The sequence below is a fragment of the Nocardia sp. NBC_00403 genome, assembly GCF_036046055.1.
Lineage (GTDB): Bacteria > Actinomycetota > Actinomycetes > Mycobacteriales > Mycobacteriaceae > Nocardia.
The window spans coordinates 6,395,459-6,417,754 of sequence record NZ_CP107939.1 but is presented as its reverse complement, the minus strand read 5'-3'; the positions used below and the strand labels follow the sequence as shown (position 1 = coordinate 6,417,754).

22 protein-coding genes and 1 pseudogene are annotated in these 22,296 nt (G+C 65.6%); 12 read left to right on the top strand and 11 right to left on the bottom strand.

Features of this window, described 5'->3' with window-relative positions:
- Positions 1-95 precede the first annotated feature (95 nt).
- Genes OHQ90_RS28530 through meaB form a run of 3 tightly spaced genes read left to right on the top strand, consistent with a single transcriptional unit; the run spans position 96 to position 5,229 of the window.
- The gene (locus OHQ90_RS28530; RefSeq protein WP_328402652.1) at positions 96-1,952 is read left to right on the top strand and encodes a methylmalonyl-CoA mutase family protein; all 1,857 of its coding nucleotides are present in this window, start codon (positions 96-98) and stop codon (positions 1,950-1,952) included.
- Entirely contained in the window at positions 1,952-4,231 is a 2,280-nt protein-coding gene (scpA, locus tag OHQ90_RS28525; protein WP_328402650.1) for a methylmalonyl-CoA mutase, read from the top strand. Before OHQ90_RS28530 ends, scpA begins: the two co-directional genes overlap by 1 nt.
- Positions 4,228-5,229 carry a methylmalonyl Co-A mutase-associated GTPase MeaB gene (meaB, locus tag OHQ90_RS28520; RefSeq protein ID WP_328402648.1) on the top strand — a complete coding sequence of 334 codons (1,002 nt, stop codon included), beginning with the start codon at positions 4,228-4,230 and terminating at the stop codon, positions 5,227-5,229. The genes scpA and meaB overlap by 4 nt, the downstream gene beginning before the upstream one ends.
- 149 nt (positions 5,230-5,378) lie before the next feature.
- On the opposite strand, the gene OHQ90_RS28515 is transcribed toward meaB, so the two are convergent.
- From OHQ90_RS28515 to OHQ90_RS28505, 3 genes are read right to left on the bottom strand one after another with little or no spacing between them, the layout of a single operon-like run.
- Positions 5,379-6,323, bottom strand: a complete 945-nt coding sequence (locus tag OHQ90_RS28515; protein WP_328402646.1) for an FAD-dependent oxidoreductase — start codon at positions 6,321-6,323, stop codon at positions 5,379-5,381.
- Positions 6,324-6,349: 26 nt separating this feature from the next.
- Positions 6,350-7,273: an aminoglycoside phosphotransferase family protein gene (locus tag OHQ90_RS28510; RefSeq protein WP_328402644.1), complete on the bottom strand. Its 924-nt coding sequence runs from the start codon at positions 7,271-7,273 to the stop codon at positions 6,350-6,352.
- Positions 7,273-8,538 carry a hypothetical protein gene (locus tag OHQ90_RS28505; protein WP_328402642.1) on the bottom strand — a complete coding sequence of 422 codons (1,266 nt, stop codon included), beginning with the start codon at positions 8,536-8,538 and terminating at the stop codon, positions 7,273-7,275. The genes OHQ90_RS28510 and OHQ90_RS28505 overlap by 1 nt, the downstream gene beginning before the upstream one ends.
- Positions 8,539-8,979: 441 nt before the next feature.
- Between OHQ90_RS28505 and OHQ90_RS28500 the strand changes: the two genes are divergently transcribed.
- From OHQ90_RS28500 to galE, 5 genes are all read left to right on the top strand, one after another.
- Positions 8,980-9,129, top strand: coding sequence for a hypothetical protein (locus tag OHQ90_RS28500; RefSeq protein WP_328402640.1), 150 nt, complete (start codon positions 8,980-8,982; stop codon positions 9,127-9,129).
- 151 nt (positions 9,130-9,280) lie between these two features.
- Entirely contained in the window at positions 9,281-9,607 is a 327-nt protein-coding gene (locus OHQ90_RS28495; protein ID WP_328402638.1) for a hypothetical protein, read from the top strand.
- A 22-nt stretch (positions 9,608-9,629) separates the two neighbouring features.
- Positions 9,630-10,970, top strand: coding sequence for a phosphomethylpyrimidine synthase ThiC (locus OHQ90_RS28490; RefSeq protein ID WP_328402636.1), 1,341 nt, complete (start codon positions 9,630-9,632; stop codon positions 10,968-10,970).
- Between the two features lies 1 nt (position 10,971).
- Complete coding sequence (locus tag OHQ90_RS28485; RefSeq protein ID WP_328402634.1) at positions 10,972-12,003, top strand: hypothetical protein; 1,032 nt, start codon at positions 10,972-10,974, stop codon at positions 12,001-12,003.
- The gene (gene galE / locus OHQ90_RS28480; protein ID WP_328402632.1) at positions 12,004-12,975 is read left to right on the top strand and encodes a UDP-glucose 4-epimerase GalE; all 972 of its coding nucleotides are present in this window, start codon (positions 12,004-12,006) and stop codon (positions 12,973-12,975) included. It begins immediately after the preceding gene.
- Here the strand turns inward: galE and OHQ90_RS28475 are convergent.
- Entirely contained in the window at positions 12,963-13,196 is a 234-nt protein-coding gene (locus OHQ90_RS28475) for a hypothetical protein (protein ID WP_328402630.1), read from the bottom strand. The two genes, galE and OHQ90_RS28475, sit on opposite strands and share 13 nt — an antisense overlap.
- A 180-nt stretch (positions 13,197-13,376) precedes the next feature.
- On the opposite strand from OHQ90_RS28475, the pseudogene OHQ90_RS28470 reads away from it, so the two are divergent.
- Positions 13,377-14,404: pseudogene (locus OHQ90_RS28470) on the top strand (NAD(P)/FAD-dependent oxidoreductase).
- 50 nt (positions 14,405-14,454) lie between these two features.
- On the opposite strand, the gene OHQ90_RS28465 reads toward OHQ90_RS28470, so the two are convergent.
- The 3 genes from OHQ90_RS28465 to OHQ90_RS28455 form a co-directional block, all read right to left on the bottom strand.
- Positions 14,455-15,114 (bottom strand): respiratory nitrate reductase subunit gamma, encoded by a 660-nt coding sequence (locus OHQ90_RS28465; protein WP_328402628.1) that lies wholly within the window; start codon positions 15,112-15,114, stop codon positions 14,455-14,457.
- 322 nt (positions 15,115-15,436) lie between these two features.
- Positions 15,437-16,039 (bottom strand): phosphoribosylanthranilate isomerase, encoded by a 603-nt coding sequence (locus OHQ90_RS28460; protein WP_328402626.1) that lies wholly within the window; start codon positions 16,037-16,039, stop codon positions 15,437-15,439.
- Positions 16,036-16,656 carry a TetR/AcrR family transcriptional regulator gene (locus tag OHQ90_RS28455; protein WP_328402624.1) on the bottom strand — a complete coding sequence of 207 codons (621 nt, stop codon included), beginning with the start codon at positions 16,654-16,656 and terminating at the stop codon, positions 16,036-16,038. Before OHQ90_RS28455 ends, OHQ90_RS28460 begins: the two co-directional genes overlap by 4 nt.
- A 49-nt stretch (positions 16,657-16,705) precedes the next feature.
- On the opposite strand from OHQ90_RS28455, the gene OHQ90_RS28450 reads away from it, so the two are divergent.
- Positions 16,706-17,107 (top strand): nitroreductase/quinone reductase family protein, encoded by a 402-nt coding sequence (locus OHQ90_RS28450; protein ID WP_328402622.1) that lies wholly within the window; start codon positions 16,706-16,708, stop codon positions 17,105-17,107.
- A gap of 41 nt (positions 17,108-17,148) precedes the next feature.
- Here the strand turns inward: OHQ90_RS28450 and OHQ90_RS28445 are convergent, their stop codons facing one another.
- Positions 17,149-17,643, bottom strand: coding sequence for a MarR family winged helix-turn-helix transcriptional regulator (locus tag OHQ90_RS28445; protein WP_328402620.1), 495 nt, complete (start codon positions 17,641-17,643; stop codon positions 17,149-17,151).
- A gap of 121 nt (positions 17,644-17,764) precedes the next feature.
- Here OHQ90_RS28445 and OHQ90_RS28440 point away from each other — a divergent pair, with 121 nt between their 5' ends.
- Positions 17,765-18,406, top strand: coding sequence for an NAD(P)-dependent oxidoreductase (locus OHQ90_RS28440; RefSeq protein ID WP_328402618.1), 642 nt, complete (start codon positions 17,765-17,767; stop codon positions 18,404-18,406).
- A 12-nt stretch (positions 18,407-18,418) separates the two neighbouring features.
- Here the strand turns inward: OHQ90_RS28440 and OHQ90_RS28435 are convergent, their stop codons facing one another.
- The 3 genes from OHQ90_RS28435 to OHQ90_RS28425 all read right to left on the bottom strand — a co-directional run bounded on the left by OHQ90_RS28435 (position 18,419) and on the right by OHQ90_RS28425 (position 21,613).
- Complete coding sequence (locus OHQ90_RS28435) at positions 18,419-19,309, bottom strand: amidohydrolase family protein (protein WP_328402616.1); 891 nt, start codon at positions 19,307-19,309, stop codon at positions 18,419-18,421.
- Positions 19,309-20,343: a nucleoside hydrolase gene (locus tag OHQ90_RS28430; RefSeq protein WP_442941502.1), complete on the bottom strand. Its 1,035-nt coding sequence runs from the start codon at positions 20,341-20,343 to the stop codon at positions 19,309-19,311. Before OHQ90_RS28430 ends, OHQ90_RS28435 begins: the two co-directional genes overlap by 1 nt.
- A gap of 61 nt (positions 20,344-20,404) precedes the next feature.
- Positions 20,405-21,613, bottom strand: a complete 1,209-nt coding sequence (locus OHQ90_RS28425) for an FAD-dependent monooxygenase (RefSeq protein WP_328402612.1) — start codon at positions 21,611-21,613, stop codon at positions 20,405-20,407.
- A gap of 102 nt (positions 21,614-21,715) precedes the next feature.
- On the opposite strand from OHQ90_RS28425, the gene OHQ90_RS28420 reads away from it, so the two are divergent.
- A complete protein-coding gene (locus tag OHQ90_RS28420; protein ID WP_328402610.1) occupies positions 21,716-22,294 on the top strand; it encodes a TetR/AcrR family transcriptional regulator in 579 nt (192 codons plus the stop codon).
- Positions 22,295-22,296: the final 2 nt, after the last annotated feature.

Below are 22,296 nucleotides of genomic sequence, written 5' to 3'. Positions count from 1 at the left end.
CGTTAACCTAAGTGCTCGCTGAGCTGGGCGAATACGACGGTATCGGGCGCACACAATGAGTGCGCCCGTAATCGAGTGGAAGAGGAAAAGCAGCTATGGCGATTGCTTCAGATCCGACGGCGGATCCGGTGCCCGAATACGCCGCATGGCGCAAGGGCGTGGCCGGGGTGCTGGCGAAGGCCCGCAAGATCGACCCCGCCGATCTTCCCGACGACCCCGAGCGGCTGCTCGCGGAAACCACCTACGACGGGCTGACAATCAACCCGCTCTACACCCGCCGTGACGAGCGGCCCGAACAGCCGCTGCCCGGCGCCTTCCCGTTCGTGCGTGGCCGGGATGCGACCCGTGACGTGAACCGTGGCTGGTACGTGAGCGCCTACGTAGGCGCACACGATGCCGCGGCGGCGAACCGCGAGATCATGTTCGGTCTGGCGAATGGCGTCAGCGCGGTGTGGCTCGGCGTCGCTGAGCGTGGCGTGCCGGTGGCCGAACTGCCCGCGGCCCTGTCGGGGATGCTGTTCGAGCTGGCTCCGCTGACGTTGGACGCCGGTGGTGCGGCTACCGCCGCTGCCACGCAGATCTTCACTGTTCTCGATGGCTACGAGCTGTCCGCGCGCGCGGACATCCAGATCGGACTCGGGGCGGCCCCGCTCACCAGCCGCTTCGCGTCGACCGCCGATGTCGACCTGGCCGAGGCGCTCGGCCTGGCCGGGCAGGCAATCGCTCGGGCCGAGACCGTCCGCGCAATCACTGTGGACGGCACCGTCTTCCACGATGCGGGCGCCTCGGACGCTCAGGAACTCGGCGCCGCGGTGGCAGCCGGTGTGGAGTATCTGCGTGCCCTCACCGAGACGCAGGACATCGCGGATGCGCTGGGTCAGCTCGAGTTCCGCTTCGCCGCGACCGACGACCAGTTCGCCACCATTGCGAAACTCCGCGCGGCCCGCCAGCTCTGGGCCCGTGTCGCGCACGTCTGCGGCGAGCCCGCCTTCGGTGGTGCGCCCCAGCATGCCGTGACCTCCGCGGCGATGATGACCCAGCGCGACCCGTGGGTGAATATGCTGCGCACCACGCTCGCCGCGTTCGGCGCGGGTGTCGGTGGTGCGGACACCGTGACGGTGCTGCCGTTCGATTCGGCCCTGCCCGCGGGCGAGCTCGGCGTCTCCAAGCCGTTCGCCGATCGCATGGCTCGCAACACACAGCTGCTGTTGCTCGAGGAATCACGCATCGGTCATGTGCAGGATCCGGGCGCCGGTTCCTGGTACGTCGAAGATCTCACCGCCGCGCTCGCCGCGAAGGCGTGGGAGTTCATGCAGGAACTCGAGGCCGCGGGCGGCTACCGGGCCGCGCTGGACTCCGGTCTGCTCGCCGAGCGGATCGCCGCGACAAGGGCGGCACGGTATTCCGATATCGCGCACCGCAAGACCGCTGTCACCGGGGTGAACGAGTTCCCGAACCTGGCCGAACAGCCGCTGTCGGAGGCCGCGCGTCAGGAATCGCGGATCGCCCGCTACGGAGCCAGGTTCGAGGCGCTGCGCAATCGCTCGGACGCTTACCTGGCGGCCGAGGGCTCCCGACCGCGTGCGCTGCTCGTGCCGCTCGGCTCGGTGGCCGAGCACAATGTGCGGGTCACCTTCATCGCCAACCTGCTGGCCTCCGGCGGCATCGAGTCGATCAATCCCGGTCCGCTTGCGGCAGACGGAATCGGCTCGGCGGCAACGGAATCCGGTGCCACGATTGCGGTGCTGTGTGGTTCGGACAAGCGCTACGGCACCGATGCGGGCGCGGCGGTCGAGGCATTGCGCGTGGCCGGAATCGAGACGGTGTTGCTGGCAGGCTCGCAGCAGGCAGTCGCGGAACTGAGCGGCGCGCAGCGCCCGGACGGTTACCTCGCGGCCCGTATCGACGCGGTCGCTGCCCTATCCGGCCTGCTGGAGAAAGTAGGAGCCTGATGACCACTCGCGAAATCAAGCACGCGATCGGCAGTTTCGCCGATGTGCCGCTGGCCGAGCATCCCGCGGAAGCCGCCGCGGTGGACGCCGCACAGGTCGATGCCTTCGTTCAGGGGGCGGCCGAGGCGAACAACTACGCCCCCGAGCAGCTGGTGTGGTCGACGCCGGAAGGCATCGAGGTGCCACCGGTGTTCACCAAAGCCGATCGGGATGCCGTTGCGGCGGAAGGGTATCCGCTCGACAGCGTGCCCGGTATCGCACCGTTCCTGCGCGGCCCGTACCCGACGATGTACGTCAACCAGCCGTGGACCATTCGGCAGTATGCTGGCTTCTCCACCGCCGCCGACTCGAATGCCTTCTACCGCCGCAACCTGCAGGCCGGGCAGAAGGGGTTGTCGGTCGCCTTCGACCTGGCGACCCACCGTGGCTACGACTCCGACCATCCGCGCGTCCAGGGTGACGTCGGAATGGCGGGCGTCGCCATCGATTCCATCCTCGACATGCGCCAGCTGTTCGATCACATTCCGCTCGACCAGGTCAGCGTCTCGATGACCATGAACGGTGCGGTGCTGCCGATCCTCGCGCTGTATGTCGTGGCGGCGGAAGAACAGGGCGTGACACCGGAACAGCTGGCCGGAACCATTCAGAACGACATTCTGAAGGAGTTCATGGTCCGCAATACCTACATCTATCCACCCAAGCCCTCGATGCGGATCATCTCCGACATCTTCGCCTATACGAGCGCGAGGATGCCGAAGTTCAACTCGATCTCCATCTCCGGCTACCACATTCAGGAAGCGGGCGCGACCGCCGACCTGGAGTTGGCCTACACCCTCGCCGACGGTGTCGAGTACATCCGCGCCGGAATCGCGGCGGGCATGGAGGTCGACAAGTTCGCGCCGCGGCTGTCGTTCTTCTGGGCCATCGGCATGAACTTCTTCATGGAGGTCGCCAAGCTGCGGGCCGGACGTCTGCTGTGGAGCGAACTGGTCGCGAAGTTCGAGCCGAAGAGCGCGAAATCGCTGTCGTTGCGCACCCATTCGCAGACCTCGGGCTGGTCGCTCACCGCGCAGGACGCCTACAACAATGTGGCGCGTACCTGCATCGAGGCGATGGCCGCGACCCAGGGGCACACCCAGTCGCTGCACACCAATGCCCTCGACGAGGCGCTCGCGCTGCCGACGGACTTCTCCGCCCGCATCGCACGCAACACCCAGCTGCTGATTCAGCAGGAGTCCAACACGACCCGGCCGATCGACCCGTGGGGCGGCTCGTACTACGTCGAGTGGCTCACCCATCAGCTGGCCAACCGGGCCCGCGCCCATATCGCCGAGGTGGAAGCACACGGCGGCATGGCGCAGGCCATCGGCGAGGGCATCCCGAAGCTGCGCATCGAGGAAGCCGCCGCCCGCACCCAGGCGCGTATCGACACCGGCCAGCAGCCGGTGATCGGCGTCAACAAGTACCAGGTCGAAGAGGACCAGCAGGTCGAGGTGCTCAAGGTCGAGAACTCGCGGGTGCGCGCCGAGCAGATCGAGAAGCTGCAACGGCTGCGCGCCGAACGCGATTCGGCGGAAGTCCAGCGGGCGCTGGCCGAATTGACCCGTGCGGCGGCCTCCTCAGAGGGCGGCATGGAGAACAACCTGCTCGGGCTGGCCATCGATGCGGCGCGCGCCAAGGCCACCGTCGGCGAAATCTCCGACGCACTGGAGCAGGTGTACGGCCGCCACCAGGCCGAAATCCGTACGCTCTCCGGTGTGTACCGCGACGAGGCCGGGAAGGTGACCAACATCAGCAAGGCGATCGATATGGTCGAGGAGTTCGCCGAGGCGGAAGGCCGTCGCCCCCGCATCCTGGTCGCGAAAATGGGCCAGGACGGGCACGACCGAGGTCAGAAAGTGATCGCGACGGCCTTCGCCGACCTCGGCTTCGACGTCGATGTGGGTCCGCTGTTCCAGACTCCGGAAGAGGTGGCGCAGCAGGCGGCCGACAACGACGTGCATGTGGTCGGTGTGTCCTCGCTCGCGGCAGGCCACCTCACGCTGGTGCCCGCCCTGCGGCAGGCACTGGCCGATGTCGGGCGGCCCGACATCATGGTTATCGTCGGCGGCGTCATCCCGCCCGGCGACTTCGACGAGCTGTACGAGGCAGGCGCGGCGGCCATCTTCCCGCCGGGCACCGTCATCGCCGACGCGGCGATCGGTCTGTTGAAGAAGCTCGCTACCGAGCTCGGACACGAGATCGGTAGCGGCGCCGTGGACTCCACCAGCGCCGAATGAGCAGACGCGTCATCGACGTCGACGCACTCGCCGAGGCGGTCCGCAACAACGAGCGGGCCGCCGTGGCGCGGGCGATCACGTTGGTCGAATCGACACGGGCCGATCACCGGGCACTGGCGCAGCAACTGCTGCTGCGGCTGACTCCCGAGGCCGGCTCCGAGAACGTCGCGGTGTCGAATCGTGTCGGTATCACCGGTGTTCCGGGTGTCGGCAAGTCGACCTTCATCGACGCGCTCGGCATGGATCTGATCGGCAGGGGGCACCGCGTCGCGGTACTGGCGGTCGACCCGTCCTCCACCCGGACCGGCGGCTCCATCCTCGGCGACAAGACCCGCATGGCACGACTGTCGTTGGAGCGCAATGCCTATATCCGCCCGTCACCGACGGCGGGCACCCTCGGCGGCGTCGCCAAGGCAACGCGCGAAACCATCGTCCTGCTCGAAGCCGCAGGATACGACGTGATCCTGGTCGAGACCGTTGGCGTCGGCCAGTCCGAGGTGACGGTCGCCAATATGGTCGACGTCTTCTGCTTCCTGACCCTGGCCAGGACCGGAGATCAGTTGCAGGGCATCAAGAAAGGTGTCCTCGAACTCGCTGACCTGGTCGCCGTGAACAAAGCCGACGGCAAACACGAACTCGAAGCCAAGGCCGCCGCCCGCGAACTGGTGGGCGCGCTGCGCCTCATCCACCCGCACGACGCGCTGTGGCGCCCACCGGTTCTCACTATGAGCGGTCTGGAAGGCCATGGCCTGGACAAGTTCTGGGACGCTGTCCTCGAACACCGCCGAGTTCTCACCGACGCGGGGGAATTCGACGAGAAGCGCCGCCGCCAGCAGATCGACTGGACCTGGACCATGGTTCATGACCAGTTGTCGCGCCGCCTCGCGGCCAACCCGAACGTGAAAGCCATTCGGGCCCAAGTGGAGAAACAGGTCCGCGACGGCACTCTTACCGCAGCGCTGGCCGCCGAAGAGATACTCGACGCCTTCGACAGCTGAGGGGCGACGGGGCGGCACGTGCTCGGTCGCGTCCTAGGATACTGCCAGACGATCGGACAGCCGTACGACGAGGTGCGGTTCTCGATGGCGCTCGTGGCCGGGTGGGGTCGCCGTGGGTGCCCACGGTATTCCTCGCCGAGGATGTGTGGTCAGAGGCCGTCGACGATCGCCGCGACCTCGCGTGCGCAGCCGTAACCGATGGTGATGCCGGATCCGCCGTGACCGTAATTGTGGATCACGGGTGTTGGGGTAGAGCGGTCCAGCTCGAGTCGAACCTCGTCGCGGCCCGGCCGCAAGCCGACAAGCGTTTCGATCACCCGACTGTCGGCCAGTTGCGGGGCGAGATCGCGGCACCTGTCCAGGATCGACTGTGTCAGTGCGGGATTCGGAGTCAGGTCCCACTCGTCCGCATCGAGGGAGCCGCCGAGGATGCAGTCGTTTTCGCGCGGGTGGACGTACGCACGACCGAGTGGATGCGCTTCGTCGCGGACCGATACGGTCAGCCCGGGGTTGGTCACGCGAACGATTTGCCCGCGAATCGGATAGATGGTCGGATCGTCGACCAGTTCTCCTGCACGCAATCCGGCACAGTTGATCACGACGTCGGGTGCCAGGTCGGTGACATCATCGAGTCGGCGCACCAAGCGCCGGATCCACCGCGCCCCTGCCGCGCCGACCTCGTCGTGAAGATGCGGCAGAAACACGGGCATCTCGACGAGCGGAACGGCGAATCCGAACCCGAACCCATAGCCGGGCGGGAGCTCGTCGTTGTCGGCGGCGCGGAAGGCGCGCACGGTGCCCGACCAGATGGGCGTCGGGGGTTCGCTCCGATACAGTGCCAGCGATTCGCACATGCGTACCCCGGGCGTACCGGCGGCGGCGCGGGCTTCCAGATGAGCGAATGTCTGCATGCTCCACGCCCCGACACGATCGGCCGGACTCGCCGCAGTCGGAAACCATACGGCCGCAGCAAGAAACGACGTCGTGGCGCTGATCGGTTCCGCGCTCACGACGGTGACCTCGTGCTCGGCGCGGAGCAGCTCGGCCGCTGTCGAGAGACCCGAGATCCCCGAACCGATGACGACGACATGCATCTGGCCGAGCCTACCGCTCGAGAGCGCTACAGGATGTTCCAGGTGATCGGCGCATCGGCGTATAGCGCCTCAATCCGTCGCAGGACCTCGACGGCGGCGTCCGACTCCGGCGCAGATTTACGGGCATTGGTGGTGATCATGCGCAGTTCCCGCAGGTTCCGCAGCCACAGATAGCCGGTCCAATCTCGGATATCGAGCCCGTATGCGCGGCAAAACTGGTCGTATTCTTCGGCCGGGTGGCCGAAGCGTCGGCAGTGGACCTCGAGGGTGACAAGGTCCCACTCGGGCGGGCCGATCGCCGCGTTCTCCCAATCACACAGGACCGCGCGCCCGTTGTGCCGGTCCCACAGTGCGTTTCGGTGGTGCGCATCGCCGTGGATCAAACCTCGTTGCAGCCCGTACCGAACCTCGGTTGCCTGCTGCGCGAGGTCTTTTCGTCGAGCATGCAGCAGAGTTCGATCCCCGGGGGACAGGATCACGCTGGTATCGATGGCGTCGGCGATCGCAGTGATTGTGTTGCGAATTTGCTGATCCGGAAGAGGGATCGGCGGTGCGGTCGATCGCGAATGCAGCGACGCGAGGGGGTCGGCGAGCTCGACTGCGCTGACCACACCGTTCTGCTGGTCCATATACCGCCAGAAAGTCACAGGGCATCCCGCGATCTGGAGTGGCTGGTCGACTTCGACGAGAGGGACAGTCGGCACCGACTCCAGCTCGAGCCACTGCACGAGTCCGACGACGTCGATGTGGCCATTACGGTCTGGCCGGCCAATTTTCACCACAATCGGCTCGCGCGTGAGTGCATAGACGGCGTTGGTGTGATGACGCAGCAAGTTCGCGTTGCTAGCGTCGATACCCGCGATACGGCAGGCGGCTTCAAGCACAGCTCGTGTTCGTTCGGGACTGAAGGTTGATTCGGCGAGGCCGGCGGGTTCCGTATGGCGCGTCATCAGGTCGCCGTCTCAGCGCATACGAGCTCGCGCAAAGTGCCAGCCGACGGCAGCTGGCGACAGCCAGCGGGGAGGGCGTCGAGAACGTCGGATGCGCGCGTAATCACGATCCGGGTGCGGTGCTCGGTCGGTAGATCGTCCAGGACTCCGGCCGCGAGTTGGCAGCCGTCATCTGCCGACCCATCCATTGCGTGGCCGACTGCGGCGTCGAGATGGATCAACGCCGGGTCGATAATCACCGATGTCGGCCGATAAAGCTGCAGTGCCTCATCCTGGACACGGCGAGCTCGAGCAGTGCGCCCCATATAGGTCAGTGTTCCAGACGTGTACAGCAGCAGACGCTTGGTGTTGAACCGGAATGCCTCGTCGCTGGTGTTGTTCTCGAGCGCGTCGGTGAGTCGCTGCGCCTTGTTCAACGCCTGTTCGGCGCCGTATTCATCGCCTAGCCGGGCCAATGCTCTAGCTTCTGCTGCTGCGGCAAGGGCGGTCTCGTCGCATGCGGTGTCGGGCAGAATCGCTTGCGCCGCTTGGGCAAGGGCCACGGTCTTCTCGGTGTCGCCGTAGTAGTAAGGCAGCATGGCGTGTTGAGCCCGGACCCTGGCGCGCAGCCGACGATTCGGGGTGTCGTCGGCGGCCATTCGGGCAGTGCCGAACCAGTAATTCGCGCGTTCGATCTCCCCGAGCTTCATCAGAGCATCGGCGGTCAGCAATCCGAGCACCGCGGTTGCCTCGGACAGGCGCGCTTGGATGGCTGCAGGCTGGCGTTCGGCCGCGACGGCCTGCACCTCGAGCAGATCTGGCGCGATCGATGTCAACGCCATGGCCGGCGGCATCGCCGTATAGCTCAGTACTCGGTCGGCGACTCGTTCATCGAGTAATTCGACGCGGGATGAGGTGATAGTGCATTTCGACAGCGTTTGGTCGACGACAGCGCGAACGCTGTCGAGCGCGGAGAACATGTCTACCCGGTGATTCTGCATGGGGATGACCTGGATCGCCTCGGGCGACGATGCCGCGGTTGGCAGGCGACCGACCCTCGACAGCGCTGCCTCGAAGCGTTGGCATTGGGCACTGTCGAGCTTGCGGTATTCGTCCTCGAGTAGGCGCTTGCTAGCGGGGTTGAGTTGTGCCCGTAGACCTTTCGATTCCCACAGCCGAACTGATCGTGGGGCGCACCCGATCTTGTGCGCGAACTCGTCGACGCCGTGCAGCGTTGCCACGCGCAGGCATGCGACCTCTACCCCTGTCCAATCGAGACCGATCATCAGCTGCTCCGCACCGTGTAGGCCGATCGTGGTGTCAGGTTACGCCGGACACATCGTGTGATGACCTGGAAATGCCGGGAGATTGCCTGGGCGATGCCTTCTGGCTTCCGCCGTACCCGCGCAGGCTGAGAACTGTACCCGGCGGCGGGCGTTCGGTTCCCTCATCTGGGATACGCGCACACCGGTCAGCGGAATTGAAAGGCCACAAATGGTGGCCGGCGCCGGGTGCTTTGACCGCCATCAGGGGAGAAAATCATGCCGACGCAATTGGACACCAGGGACCTGTGGGCTACGACGTACAGCAACTGCAGCGCGCAGCCCACCAGCGACATCAACTTCGAACAGGCTCAATTCATTCTGAGCATCCACGCCGGCCACGGGCCAAGCTGTGCGCCGTTTCTCACGGCACAGGCCCGACTGTCCACAGTCATCGGCTGAATCATGGCCGCGTTTCTGTGGGTCTTGGTATTCGCCGCCGCGATGGGCCTGAGCTTTGCCGTCGTGCTTGTTCTCTGGCCGGAGAAACGCGGTGGCACGAGTGTCGCCGAAATCCAGCGCAGGCTCGCCGCCGAACAACGAGCGTCGCAATGAGACCCGGGTTCCTGCTCATCGAAAGCAGTACCGCCTGTGTGACGTTGCCGGACTGGCATGCGCTTCTCGCTGCTTTCGCGGTGAGCGCGGTGTCTTACCCGGCGACAACCTGATCCTTCGATGGGCAGGATCTCTTGCCCATCTTCACCGCATGCGGCACGTGCATCCTGATCTTTCCGATCGAATCGACCGCCGCCGAGGCGAACTCGTCGAACTGATCAACAACTGGGTCAGCACCCACATCCAGCCGAGCACCAACAGCACCGAACACGTCGGTCGAGCAGTCGATGATCTCGCTGCGGCCTACGTCGCCGCCGAGCTGGTGCTGCAGACCGCTAAGAACGCTGCCGAGCCGGCCGTGCACGACGCCTGGAGCGAGGCCAGCACCCTCGCCGTCGCCTGGGCGGACTTGGTTGCCGACGTCGTCGACGGCCAGCCACCGATCCCGTGGCCAATCGAACACATTCCGCCGAATTAACCCAACTGAGAGGAACACCGAAATGTTCGACCTCGCAACGGATTCCCAATTCATTGCCACATGTCAGACCGAAGGGTTGGATTCCGCCGTAGCTGCCCGTCGTGTTCAGAGCGGAACCTTGGTGTTCCTGCGGTCGCAGGCAAGCCGACACATGACGGAGTTCCGGCCACTGCTCGTCGGCGAAGACACCCGCCGCAAGATCACCGCTCTCATCGGACTGGGCCCGCGTGACACCGACCGGCAGGCCATCGTCGACAGGATGGCCGTGATCCTCGCGGCGACCCCGGACGCAGTCATGGACCTCACCACCAACCCCGAAGGGGTCGCACTGCGAGCGGACCTGAAGGAAGTCGTCGGTGTACCTCTGGGTGCGTGCTTGACCTACGACCTGTTCGCTAACCCCCGAAAGAAGCTGGGCCGCAATGAATTCCTGGAGAGGTTCGAGCTCGGCCTGGCACCCGGCGTCGACTTCGTCCTCATCCACGCAGGCATCAACCCCGCGCTCGCCGAGATGAGCGAGAAGTCCGCGCGGATCATGCCCACCACCTCACGCGGCGGCGGCCTGATCGCGCGCTACATGCGCACGCACGACTGCGACAACCCGCTGATCGAGTACTTCGACGGCATCATCGACATCTGCAACCGGCTGGAGGTGGTGCTGGACCTCGGCGATATCTTCCGCCCCGGCGCCACCGCAGACGCAGGCGACGAACTGAAGTGGCGCGAAATCCAGCTGCTCGCCGAGCTGCGCAAGGATGCGCTCTGCGGAGGTGTTCAGGTCCTGTGCGAAAGCGGCGGACATATACCGCTGCACCGGATCCCGGAACTCATTCCCGCCTACAAGGAAGCACTCGGCGGTGCGCCGTTGTGGCTGGCCGGACCCATGGTGATCGACAACGGTGTGACACTCGACGACACAGTCAATGTCCTCGGCGTCGCGACCGCTGGTCAATGCGGCGGCGACATGTTCGCCTCGATCACCCACAACGAGCACTACGCCATGCCAACCGCACCCGACACCGCTACCTCGGTCCGCATGGTCCGCGTCGCAATCTCCGCGTTGGAGCTGGTGCGCGGCTGGGAACCCGAGGTCGCCAAGCAGCGCGCGATCAGCGTGGCACGCCGCGCGAACGACTGGGACATCCAGCAAGGCCACGCTCTGTACCCGGGTCTGGCGGGCAATGTGTTCATCGAGCACGGGCTTCGTAAGGGTGCGCCGTGCACGATCTGCGGGGCACTGTGTCCTCACATCACGGCGAAGAAGGAGCATGAGGAGATGCCTGTAGCAGCGGTGCACTCGGGGCCGGTGCTGCTTCCCATGCCAGCACCAGTGCTCGCCGTGACGGCTGAGACTGAGGCGTGACATGGACGCCATCGCGTTAGCTGAGCGCATCACTTCACGACTGTCCAACGCGGCCGAGCTCGAGCAGACGGCCGTAAGCATCGCCGATGACCTGCTGTTGCTCGGCCGCTGTGTCCCGGACGACGACTGGCTCATCGTCGGCGGATCACTGGCCCGCGGCGAGCCAACCTTCATCAGCCGTTCGGTGGGCGAGCGCCTGCTGATCAGTGACGTCGACTTCCTGTATGTCCACTACGGCGACGAACCGTCGATGCCCGTGCGCGAGCTGCGGGCGCTCGCCGGAAAAGCGTTTCCCACAATCGATCTGATGACGCTGCCGCTCGGTGACTACCGCGCCATCCAGACCTCCCTCGGGTTCGACTTCAAAGATCTCGGTCTGGGCGTCACCGAGCACGGCCTACCTGAGCACGAACCGGTGAAGCTCGACGCCCGGGACGCCTACGAGATCTTGCTGTACTACACGCAGGCGTACTTTTGGCTCGGCATCCATGACCAGTGGTGCGCCGGAATAGACTCGGCGCTCTTCCACCTCATGGTGAACCGGTTGTGCATGAAGGTCCTGCGCGCGACCGCGATGCTCGACGGCGCATACGCACACCACGATTTCGACTGGATGGCACCACATCTCGCCGAACAGATGCGCGCCGAACTCAATTGGCGACGCGACCCGACACAACCGCCGATGGACCCAGGCCGGTTCTGGACCTACCTGCACGACGCATTCCAACGGTTCGACACCGAATTCGGGCTACCACGTCCGGACGCGGTCAACTACAGCTGTTACGCGACAACGAGCAGCGGTCGAATTGTGGCTCGCCACCACCAAGCCGTGCACGCGGTGGCGTGTGCGATGGCGGATACATGGATCGGTACGCCAGACCCAGCGGCGTTGGCTACCGTGAAGCGTCGCGCCTGGCAACGGACAACGGGCTGGACCGGCACTGCACCACAACCGAGCCCCGAGGACTACTTCCGGGCACATAAGCAAGAAATTCACGACCACCTACTCGCCATGAAAGTGCAGGTCAGATAAGTGAAGCTGCTGGTAACCGGGGGTGCGGGGTTCGTCGGCGCCACAGTGACGAGGATGCTGCTCGACGCCGGGCATCAGGTTGTCGTGGTCGACGACCTCTCCCGCAACGACGACCGGCAGATTCCCGACGGCGCGAAGTTCATGCAACTGCGCGTTCATGACGTGGCGGAAGTTCTCACCCCCGGTAGCCAGTTCGACGCTGTCTTACACTTCGCCGGCCTCATCGCGGCAGGCGAGTCCATGCACCATCCCGAATGGCATTGGGACAACAACACCCGCGCTTCACTCGCATTGCTGGACGCGATGCGCGCAGCCGAAGTCGGCAAGCTGGTGTTCTCCTCCACTGCAGCCGTCTACGGCGAACCGACCGAGCTGCCACTGGTCGAGACCTCACCGACCACCCCGGTGAACACCTACGGTGACACCAAGCTGGCGATCGACCGTGCGATCGCCAGCTTCACCCGTGCGTTCCCGCTGGGTGCAATCTCGTTGCGTTACTTCAACGTTGCGGGGGCACATGATTGCGGCGACGGCACTATGATCGGCGAACGCCACAACCCCGAAACCCACCTGATCCCGCTGGCACTCGACGCCGCGATCGGCAGGGCCGACAAATTCAGCCTGTTCGGTGACGACTATCCAACCGCCGACGGGACATGCGTGCGTGACTATATCCATATCACCGACCTCGCCCGCGCGCACCTGCTCGCCCTCGATGCCATCCACCCCGGCGAGCACAAGATCTACAACCTGGGCAACGGGATCGGGTTCTCGAATCTGCAAGTGATCGAAGCGATTCGAGAGGTTACCGGCGTGCCGTTTGATCTCGAGACAGCACCGCGGCGGCCGGGCGACCCGGCAACGCTCTACGCCTCATCCGAGCTCGCGAAACAGGAACTCGGCTGGACGCCGGAGAAACTGGACATCGTCGACATCGTTCGCGATGCGTGGCGGTTCCATCAGATCCCATAGGCGACGTAGGCCCGTCGACGTGCGAGGTCTTGTGCCTGGGGGTCGCCGGGCAGGCGGGGAACGATCGAATCCACCGGCGGCATCGTGCCATCGCATCCGCAGGTTTCGACCAGCACGGTGACCGTCAACGTGCGGCCGTGGATTCCACCGCCCGGACCGCGCGGAATCCACGGACCGAGCATGACTTCGGCCAGGCCGCTGAACAGTGCGGCGCGACGCATCGCCGCAGCACAATCAACGGCATCCCATGCCATGCTGCTGCCGGCGTATTGCGCGTTACCACGAGCCGACCACGCCGAGTGCGTGATCGAGGTCGTCCATTTCCTCCCGTTTTGCCATATTGGCAAACAATCTTGCCGAAATCGTGTGTTGCCTCCCATGGTGGAACCGAGGAGGTGGTCATGGTGACCGATCGGCTGAGTGATGGCTATGACGTGGTGATTGTCGGCGGTGGCGCTGCGGGGTTGAGCGCAGCACTCATGCTCGCCCGAGCACGGCGGACGGTGGTGGTGGTCGATGCGGGCACCCCGCGCAACGCACCGGCCGCGGGCGTGCACGGGCTGTTGGCGCGGGAGGGGATTGCGCCGGGCGAATTGTTGGAGCGCGGTCGGGCCGAGGTCCGCGGTTATGGCGGACATGTCGTCGCCGGAGAAGCCGGCGCGGTCGGCCGTGCGGCCGAGGGGTTCCTGGTGGCGCTGACCGACGGCAGGTCTGTGCGGGCGCGGCGGCTGCTGGTGACCACCGGGCTGGTCGACGAGCTTCCCGACCTACCCGGCCTGCGTGAGCGGTGGGGCCGGGATGTGGTGCACTGCCCGTACTGTCACGGCTGGGAGGTCCGCGACCAGGCCATCGGTGTGCTTGCCTGCGGTCCGATGGCGGTGCATCAGGCCTTGCTGTTTCGTCAATGGAGCGCCGACGTCACATTCTTCTCGCACACCATGCTGCCGCCGACCGGCTCGGAGGCCGAGCAACTTGCGGCCCGCGGCTCAGGGTGGTGCAGGGCGAGGTCGCCGCCCTGGAAGTGGTCGAGGACCGTCTCGCGGGAGTGCGACTGAGCGACGGTACCGTGGTCCGTCGAACCGCGCTGGCAGTCCAATCTCGGATGGTTGCGCGGGTGGCCATGCTCGCCTCGCTCGGACTGCATCCGTCGCAGCATCCGTCGGGAATGGGTGAATTTCTGCCCGCCGACCCCACCGGCCGCACCGAAACGCCCGGAGTGTGGGTAGCAGGCAACGTCACCGCCTTGACCGCCCAGGTGGGTGCCGCGGCGGCGGCAGGCGCGGCCACCGCGGCCCAGATCAACGCCGACCTGGTCGCCGAGGACACCAGGCAAGCCGTTGCCGCATATCGGGCCCGGCAGGACCCGTTCTCGCCCGAATCCGAAGCACAACTCGGTGAACTGGTGATGGGCGACAGACGTCACGGCTGAGCATGGTTCTGCTGCGGTGCAATGGCATCCGCGCCGGCCGATGCGGGTGCTCAATGGTCCGGTGCTGTTCGTGTCCCGAAAGGTTGCTGGAACTGGTGCCTGCTGCGCAGGGACAACCGAATGACCGGGCCCGCGAAGATCCCGGCGAGGCGGGTGTAAGGCCATATCGCGATGAGCAGCAACAGGATAAGGCCGCGAGCCTGATAGATCAGCGGGGCGTGCTGCATCGCCTCGGGGTTCGGATGGAGCGTGAACAGCGAGCGGAACCAGGCGAACAGCGATTCGGCGGTCCGGTATCCGTTGTCGGAGGAGTTCGGGTCGAATCTGATCATCACGCCGGACAATAGGCCCGCGACCAAGACCGGCACTGTCATGCGGTCCACCCAGGTGATCGCGGGCCGAGCCGGGCTGGCGATCAGATCGGGAACGAACAGCAACACCGCGCCCGTCGCCGCCAGCACGCCCGCAATCATTTCGACGACGAGGATGGCGACATAGATGGTGCCTTCGGGGCGGCTGTGTGCTCCGGCGGAGATCATGTCGGTAGTGCGTGCCGCAACCACGATGCCGAAACCGAGGGGAAACACGATCGATCCGAGGCGTTGTGCGCGGTCCATGTCCTGGTGCGCGAGGTAGGAGCGGAATCGGTCGCGTCGGTATCGCCATAGGTGGCCTACGGCGAAAGAGAGAAAGGCACTGTAAGGCAACATGATCCACAGCAGCGACATCACCGTCGAGTTCGCCCACTTCCGCTTTCGTGCTGACGGGCAATCACTTTCGCAGACCGGTGGACGGCGAACAAGAGGCCAGAGACCCTTTCGGCAGCCGCATCGGCGAGTCGCGCACCTAACCGTAGCCGAATACCATGTGGCGGTTGGCTGTTGGGTGCGTGATATCGAAGTCGTAAGCGTCCGCGCCGTGCAGAGCGGTGACTCTGCCGATGGCCCGATAAGACATGACCACGCAGATCGGTGAAGTAGACGTGCACCCTCGCCGGCAGTGCAGCCCACTGCTGGGCAGGCCTGAGCCCGGCTATCCGCGCGCCGCTGTGAGGAAGGCGCGGATCAGGTCCGGGGACTTCACGCCCCGCTCACTTTCCACCCCGCTCGACACGTCGACGCCCCACGCTCCGGTCGCTTCGGCGGCATGACGGACGTTGCCGGGGTGCAGGCCGCCTGCCAGGAGCCACCGGCCGGTCGGCACTGTGAACTCCGGTGAGGCCCAGTTCCACGGCCGACCCGAGCCCGGATCCGGCGCGTCGAGGAGCAGGAGGTCTTCGCCGAGCTCGCCGCATCGGACGGGCACCTGGGTGGCGGCGGTGGCGCGGATGAGGGTGCGGCCGGGCGCGCGCAGCGCCACGTAGTACTCCGGGCCCTCGTCGCCGTGAAATTGGACGGCGCGGATTCCGCTGTCTCGGGTCGCCTGCACGACCTCGTCGACGGACTGGCCGCGGAAGACCCCGACGGTCAGCACCTGCGCGGGCACGCGCTGCGCGAGTCGGCGGGCGGTCGCTGCGTCGACCTGTCGTGGACTCGCCGCGAAAACGAAGCCGATCGCGTCGGCCCCGGCCGCCACCGCGGTGTCCACATCCTGTTCGGTGCGCAGGCCGCAGATCTTGACGAAAAGATCGCTCATGCCTCTGAGTGAACCAAACCCCGCTCTGCACGCAGCTGGGTGGTCAGCGCGGTGGCGAGTTCGCTCGCCGCCGCGGCGTGTAGCGCGGTCGGCTGGAACAGGATTCGGTACCAGAGCACACCGAAAGCTTGTTCTACGACCGGCTCGACAGCGGCGTGCGGGGGGATGTCACCGCGGGACTTGCTGCGTTCGATCACCTCGGCGAGGACGGCGCGGCGGCGGGCCAGGAACTCGTGCAGCGACTGTTCGAGATCTGAATCATCCTGGGCGGCAATGACTGCCGCGATCAACGCCTGGCGGTTGCGCTCGATCCCGGCCGCGGCGAAGGTCTCGCGCAGGAAGAGATCGAGATCGCTGCCGAGGGCGCCGGTATCCGGGATCGGCACCGCCTGCTGGGCCGAATGGACCAGCGCGTCGAGCAACACCGCGTCCTTGGAGGGCCACCAGCGATAGATGGTCTGCCTGCCGACCTCGGCGTGCGCGGCGATGCGGTTGATGGTGACGCCCGAACTCCCGTGCTCGGACAACAGTTCGGCGGCCGCGGTGAGGATTGCCTCGCGTGCCGCTTCATTGCGGCGTGATCCGGTGTGCGTGCGGGTGCTCGTCGTTTCGGGCATGCAGATATTCTAGCTTGACGAGACTGTCAGTCTCGACAATGCTCGAATCATGACTTCCCAGACTTCGAATTCGTGGCGTCTTCGGCTCGATCACGCCTTCCATCGTCGCCTCGCCAACCCGATCACCACCCGGATGCGGGACCAGATCCTGCTGGAGACAACCGGACGCAAGTCTGGTGCGCCACGCCGTACGCCGGTGGGCGGGAAGAAGGTGGGCGCGACCTTCTGGATGGTCTCCAATCATGGCGACCAATCCGACTATGTCCGTAACATCAAGGCGAAACCCGCTGTGCGCGTGCGCATCAAGAACCATTGGCACGACGGCATCGCACACCTGATGCCCGAGGATGACGCCGTTGCTCGACTCGCCACGCTGCCGCGCATGAACAGCACGATGGTCCGCGCCTTCGGCACCAATCTGCTGACGATTCGGGTCGACTTGGCCGACTGAGCAATCCGGCCACCACCGTGAACCCGGTGGCGCGTGCCGAATCAGGCGGTATCGCCGAAGGTTTCGAGCAGTGTGCGCAGCGTTTCGGCGAGCGCATCGCGTTGGGCGTCGGACAGCGGCGTCAGTAGTCGTTTTTCGGTCGCCAGGTGGTCGGGGAGCGCGGCGTCGATGAGTTCGCGCCCGGCCTCGGTGAGTGTCACCAGGATGCCGCGGCCGTCGTGCTCATTGCGGGCGCGGCTCACCAGGCCGCGCTCCTCCAGGCGGTCCAGGCGTTGGGTGATGGCGCCGGAGGTCACCATGGCGGAGCGCATGAGCTCGGTGGGGGTCAGGCAGTGTGGGGGATCGTTGCGGCGCAGCGTGGCGAGCACATCGAACGATGCGGCGTCGAGTCCGTGTGTGGCAAAGGTTTTGCGCAGTTCGGCGCCGGCCAATTGGGAAAGCCTGCTGAGCCGTCCGAAGACTGCCATCGGGGAGACGTCCAGGTCAGGGCGTTGTGCTTGCCACTGCATGAGCACCTGTTCGACATGATCGGCCACCTCTGCAGCCTAGCGAATATCTCAGTGGTGAATTATCTCATAGAGATTTTGCTTATCGCTAAGCTATGTTTCTTAGGGCTAAGTAATCCCGGCGGGCAATGGCCCGGAGGAGGCAGACATCATGCGCATCACAGTGTTCGGCGCGGCGGGTGACGTGGGTAGCCGGGTGGTGGCCGAGGCGCTCGCGCGAGGTCATGAGGTTGTCGCGGTGGTTCGTGACCCTGCGCGCGCGGCAGCGGTGCCTTCCGGAGCGGAGCTCCGCACCGGCGATGCCTCGAATCCGGCCGACGTCGAGATGCTCGGTGCCGCAGCGGATGTGATTATCACCGCGACGCGACCGGCGTCGGGTCGTGAACACGAACTGCCCGCGCTCACCACGGTGCTGTTGGCCGGTTCGGCGCGGACCGGCGTTCGATTGCTGGTCGTCGGGGGCGCATCCACCCTGACCGTGCCGGGCGCCGATGGTGCGATGCTGCACGAGATCCCCGATTTCCCGGCCGAGCTGCAGCCGATCGCGCTGGCGTGCGCCGATCAGCTGGCGATCTGCCGCGCCGACGCCGACGCGGACTGGACCTACGTGAGCCCGCCCGCCGAACTGGTGCCGGGGCAGCGAACCGGCGCCTACCGGCTCGGCGCCGACGAACTGCTCGCAGGCGCGGAGGGGATCTCGACGATCTCCATGGAGGATTTCGCGGTCGCGCTACTCGATGAGGCCGAGCGTCCGGCGCACTCCAGGACCAGGTTCACCGTCGCATCTGTCTGACGACTTCGACGGTCATTCGATCCGGAAGAGCAGGCCGGCGTTTCGATAGCAGACCTGCTGCAGCCAGGTGTCGCCGAGTTCGAGCCGCTCCAGCGCATAGATCGAATGACCGTAAGGGTAGGGGATATTCGGGAAGTCACTGCCGAAGAGGATGCGGTCACCGAAGTCGTGCAGCCTGCCGCGTTCGGTGGTGGGAAAGGGTGAATCGGCCTCGCTGAAATCGGTCCACACCATGGTGGTGTCGAGGCGGATGCCGGCGTAATCCTGTGCCAGATCAAGGAATTCGGAATACTCTGTTGTGCCCATGTGGGCGATGATCAGCTGCAGCCGCGGGAAACGTTGCAGCAGTGTGGCTATGGGTTCGGGTCCGGTGTATCCCCCGGGCGCGGGCCCGGAACCGCAATGGATCAGGACCGGGATCTGTGCGTCCTCGATCAGCCCCCAAACCGGATTGAGCAAGGGATCGGCGGGATGAAAGTCGCCGACCTGGATGTGCACCTTGAATACCCGGACGCCGCGCTCGATGGCCGCCTCGACGTAGCTCGCGGCGTGGTGTTCGGGGTAGAAGGTCGCGGTGTGCAAGCAGTCCGGGGTCCGTTCGGCGAAGTCGGCGGTCCATTCATTGAGCCACGCCGCCATATCCGGTTTGTGTGGGTACACCAGCGAGGTAAAGGCGCGAACACCGAAGCCGCGCAACGTTTTGAGTCGGACCTGCTCGTCGTCGCGGTAGGCGATCGGCCATGGTTTGCCGGTCAACGGACCCGCGGAATCGAAGTATGCCCACACCTTGCGCATCACCTGCTCCGGCATGAAATGTGTGTGCACGTCGATGATTCCGGGCAGGTCCAGCCGGGTGCGGAAATCGGCGAGATAGGAATTGTCGTCGTTGCTGTCGCCGATCATCACGCATCCTCAGGTGTCGCTGGCGGGTAAACGGCTCGGGCGAAGTCGCCGATCCTGGTGATCATTCGTTCGAAGAATGCCGCGGGATCGGTGCCGATCACGATGTCGGCGTTGGGTTCCCGGCCCCACATCCCGGCCCAATCGGCCACCGTGGTTGCCCGGGTGAGCGTTCCGATCAGTTCGACATCGACCGTTGCCGGACGGGTGGCGGCGAGCGCGGGGTCGAGGGCGATCGCCGCCGCGAACGGGTCGTGCATATGTGCCAGGTACCCCTGGTCATAGGTGCGGTGGAAGTCGAAGTAGAACCGCACCGCGTCGGTCAGGTGGCGGACGATGGGGTTGCTCGTGCCGGAGCGAGCCTCGGGCGAATCGGTGTCCGACACTTGCTCGACCGGCAGGCTGCCCGCGCGTTCGGCCAGCAGCTCAAGGTGGACGGGATACATCTCGATGGTCTCGGTGACATCGAGCGCGCACACGATCGGTCGGCGGTCGGGCGGCGCGGCCGAGAAGGCATCGAAGACCTCCTTGGCAGCCTCCGGGTCGACGTGCACGTTCCATTCGTTGGTCGGCGTCGTATTGCCGGGATGGTTGAATGCGCCGCCCATGATGACCAGTCGTTGCAGCAGCCGGGGCAACTCGGGCTCGACGCGAAGGGCGAGCGCGAGATTGGTCAGCGGTCCGGTGCACAGGCCGACGATCTGCCCGGGGCGCTCGCGTACCAGCTCGACCCACATCTGGGCGGCCGACCGGCGCGAAAGCGAACGTGCGGATTCCGGCAGTTCCGCGTAGCCGACCCCATGCGGCCCGTGCGTGTCCTCGGTGGTGCGCAGTGGGATGGCCAGGGGCTCGGCAGCGCCGAGCGCGACTTCGATGTCGGGCGCCCGGCACACATCCAGCCACGCGAGATTGTTCGCCGCCACCCGCGGTGCGGGCACATTGCCTGCGGTAGCGGCGATGCCGACGATGTCGGCGTCCGGGGAAGCCAGCAAATAGAGCAGCGCGAGGGAATCATCGATCCCGGTATCGACGTCCATGATGATCTGCTGCCGCACACTGCGAGCGTAGCGAGCGGCGTCGCACCGTCCGGGTCGAGGCTCAGTATGTGGGCAGCTCGAAGTCGTCGGTGTCGGTCATCATCTTCATCATCACCGGTCGGAACAGTCGTGAGGTCATCAGCTTCATGCTGGCGCGGACCATCCGGGTGCCAAGGCGCGAGTTGGGCAGCATGATCTTGATGCCGCCGCCGGGCAGGTCCTTGGCCTTGGCGAGAAACGGCGTGACGATGTTCTCGTAGCGGGCCAGCGCGCCGGTGAGATCGTCTGGGGTGGCGGCGATTTCGCCGGCGAGCACGTAGGCGCCGACGATGGCCATCGCGGTGCCCATGCCGGTCATCGGGGAGCCGCAGAAGCCGGCGTCACCGAGTAGCGTGACCCGTCCTGCCGCCAGGGTCGGCATATCGACGCGAGCCAGCTCGTCGAAATAGAAGTCCGGCGTTGTTGCCATCGCGGCGAGCACCGCCGGGGCCTCCCAGCCTGCCTCGGCGAGCATGCCCCGGATGAGCTGCTGCTGCGCGCCGACATCGCGACGCAGTGCCGGATCGGCGTCGGTGCGCAGGGTGATGATCGCCTTCGAGGTGGTGGGCTCGGCGTCGGGACGGATCGCGACCGCGGCGCGGGGGATCGTGTGCATCTTGAACCAGCCGGGCTCGGAACCGGCGGGCGTCGGCATGGTGAAGAAGGACATGTAGCCGCCGAGGTATGTCGCGAACTGTTCTTCCGGACCGAATGCCAGCCCACGTGTTGCCGAGTGCACACCGTCCGCGCCGATGACTAGATCGAAGCCTTCGGTGGCGCCCGACCCGAAGGTGACCTCGACGCCCGTGTCGTTCTGCTCCAGGCCCTCGATCCACTCCGCGTAGCGGTAGTCGAGTTCGCCTCCCGCAGTGGCGAGTTCGGTGAGCAGCACCTGGTTCAGATCGCCGCGAGTGATCTCGATTTCGGCGACCGGGCCTTTGCCGTCGAACATTTCGGCGGGCATCCTGGCGTATTCCTGGCCGTTCCTGTCGACATAGGCCATGCCGCGCTCATCGAGCTGGTATTTGCGGATGCCCGGCATCAATCCCATTCGCTCGGCCACCTCGCGGCTGGGTCCGCGAAGGTCGACGGCCTGGCCGCCGGGTCGCGGCTCGGGGGCCCGCTCCACAATGGTGGTGCGGATGCCCGCGCGCAGCAATTGCAGTGCCACCGCGTTGCCTGCGATTCCGCCACCGCTGACAAGGACGTGGAGTGTGCGGGTGGTGCTCATAATCCCGATCCCTTCTGAGGACATTTGTGTCAGACGAATGTCTAACACATCTTTGGCACGACTGTCTAGTACGTGTGTCTTAGACGTTGTATGGTGAGAGGCATGGGAAATCGAGAAGATCTACTGGCGGGAGCACGTAAGGCCATCTTGGAACGCGGTGTTGCGAAGACCACCGCGCGGGATATCGCTTCGGCGGCGGGGGTGAGTCTGGCCGCGATCGGCTACCACTTCGGCTCCAAGGAGCGACTGATCACCGAGGCGCTGACGGAGGCGCTCGGCAGTGACATCGGCGACAGCATGGAGGCGCTGATCGGCGCCACGAGCGGCAAACCGCTGCTAGAGGCGTTCGCTCAGATGTGGGACGGCATGGCGGAGGTGTTCGAGAACAATCGTGAGGGGATGCTGGCCAGTCTGGAGAACCTGTTGCGCGTCACGCGCTCACCAGAGTCGCAGGAATTCATGACCGACAGCCTCACCGGTGCTTACGCCGACATCACGCATGCGCTCCAGGAGGCACATCCCGAACTGGATCAGGACGTCGCCCGGGCGATCGCGGAGCTGTATTTCGTTCTCACCCAGGGGTTAGGTGTGCTGTGGATGATCACCCGTGGCAAGAATCTGCCCGACGGCGCTCGGCTCACCGAAGCCATTGCGGTGCTAGCCCAGGATCTGCGCACCTGACC

Coding starts and splice junctions, on each gene's coding strand:
- OHQ90_RS28475 (WP_328402630.1), bottom strand. CDS start 13,196: ATGCGTCGCGCCGCACTGTTCAGCGGCCTGGCCGAAGTCATGCTCGGT.
- OHQ90_RS28515 (WP_328402646.1), bottom strand. CDS start 6,323: ATGCATGTCGTCGTCATCGGTTCGGGGATCTCGGGTCTCTCGACAGCG.
- OHQ90_RS28455 (WP_328402624.1), bottom strand. CDS start 16,656: ATGCCCGAAACGACGAGCACCCGCACGCACACCGGATCACGCCGCAAT.
- OHQ90_RS28500 (WP_328402640.1), top strand. CDS start 8,980: ATGGCCGCGTTTCTGTGGGTCTTGGTATTCGCCGCCGCGATGGGCCTG.
- OHQ90_RS28460 (WP_328402626.1), bottom strand. CDS start 16,039: ATGAGCGATCTTTTCGTCAAGATCTGCGGCCTGCGCACCGAACAGGAT.
- OHQ90_RS28465 (WP_328402628.1), bottom strand. CDS start 15,114: ATGTTGCCTTACAGTGCCTTTCTCTCTTTCGCCGTAGGCCACCTATGG.
- OHQ90_RS28485 (WP_328402634.1), top strand. CDS start 10,972: ATGGACGCCATCGCGTTAGCTGAGCGCATCACTTCACGACTGTCCAAC.
- OHQ90_RS28490 (WP_328402636.1), top strand. CDS start 9,630: ATGTTCGACCTCGCAACGGATTCCCAATTCATTGCCACATGTCAGACC.
- OHQ90_RS28495 (WP_328402638.1), top strand. CDS start 9,281: ATGCGGCACGTGCATCCTGATCTTTCCGATCGAATCGACCGCCGCCGA.
- OHQ90_RS28420 (WP_328402610.1), top strand. CDS start 21,716: ATGGGAAATCGAGAAGATCTACTGGCGGGAGCACGTAAGGCCATCTTG.
- OHQ90_RS28530 (WP_328402652.1), top strand. CDS start 96: ATGGCGATTGCTTCAGATCCGACGGCGGATCCGGTGCCCGAATACGCC.
- OHQ90_RS28450 (WP_328402622.1), top strand. CDS start 16,706: ATGACTTCCCAGACTTCGAATTCGTGGCGTCTTCGGCTCGATCACGCC.
- OHQ90_RS28440 (WP_328402618.1), top strand. CDS start 17,765: ATGCGCATCACAGTGTTCGGCGCGGCGGGTGACGTGGGTAGCCGGGTG.
- scpA (WP_328402650.1), top strand. CDS start 1,952: ATGACCACTCGCGAAATCAAGCACGCGATCGGCAGTTTCGCCGATGTG.
- OHQ90_RS28435 (WP_328402616.1), bottom strand. CDS start 19,309: ATGATCGGCGACAGCAACGACGACAATTCCTATCTCGCCGATTTCCGC.
- OHQ90_RS28510 (WP_328402644.1), bottom strand. CDS start 7,273: ATGACGCGCCATACGGAACCCGCCGGCCTCGCCGAATCAACCTTCAGT.
- OHQ90_RS28430 (WP_442941502.1), bottom strand. CDS start 20,343: ATGGACGTCGATACCGGGATCGATGATTCCCTCGCGCTGCTCTATTTG.
- OHQ90_RS28425 (WP_328402612.1), bottom strand. CDS start 21,613: ATGAGCACCACCCGCACACTCCACGTCCTTGTCAGCGGTGGCGGAATC.
- meaB (WP_328402648.1), top strand. CDS start 4,228: ATGAGCAGACGCGTCATCGACGTCGACGCACTCGCCGAGGCGGTCCGC.
- OHQ90_RS28505 (WP_328402642.1), bottom strand. CDS start 8,538: ATGATCGGTCTCGATTGGACAGGGGTAGAGGTCGCATGCCTGCGCGTG.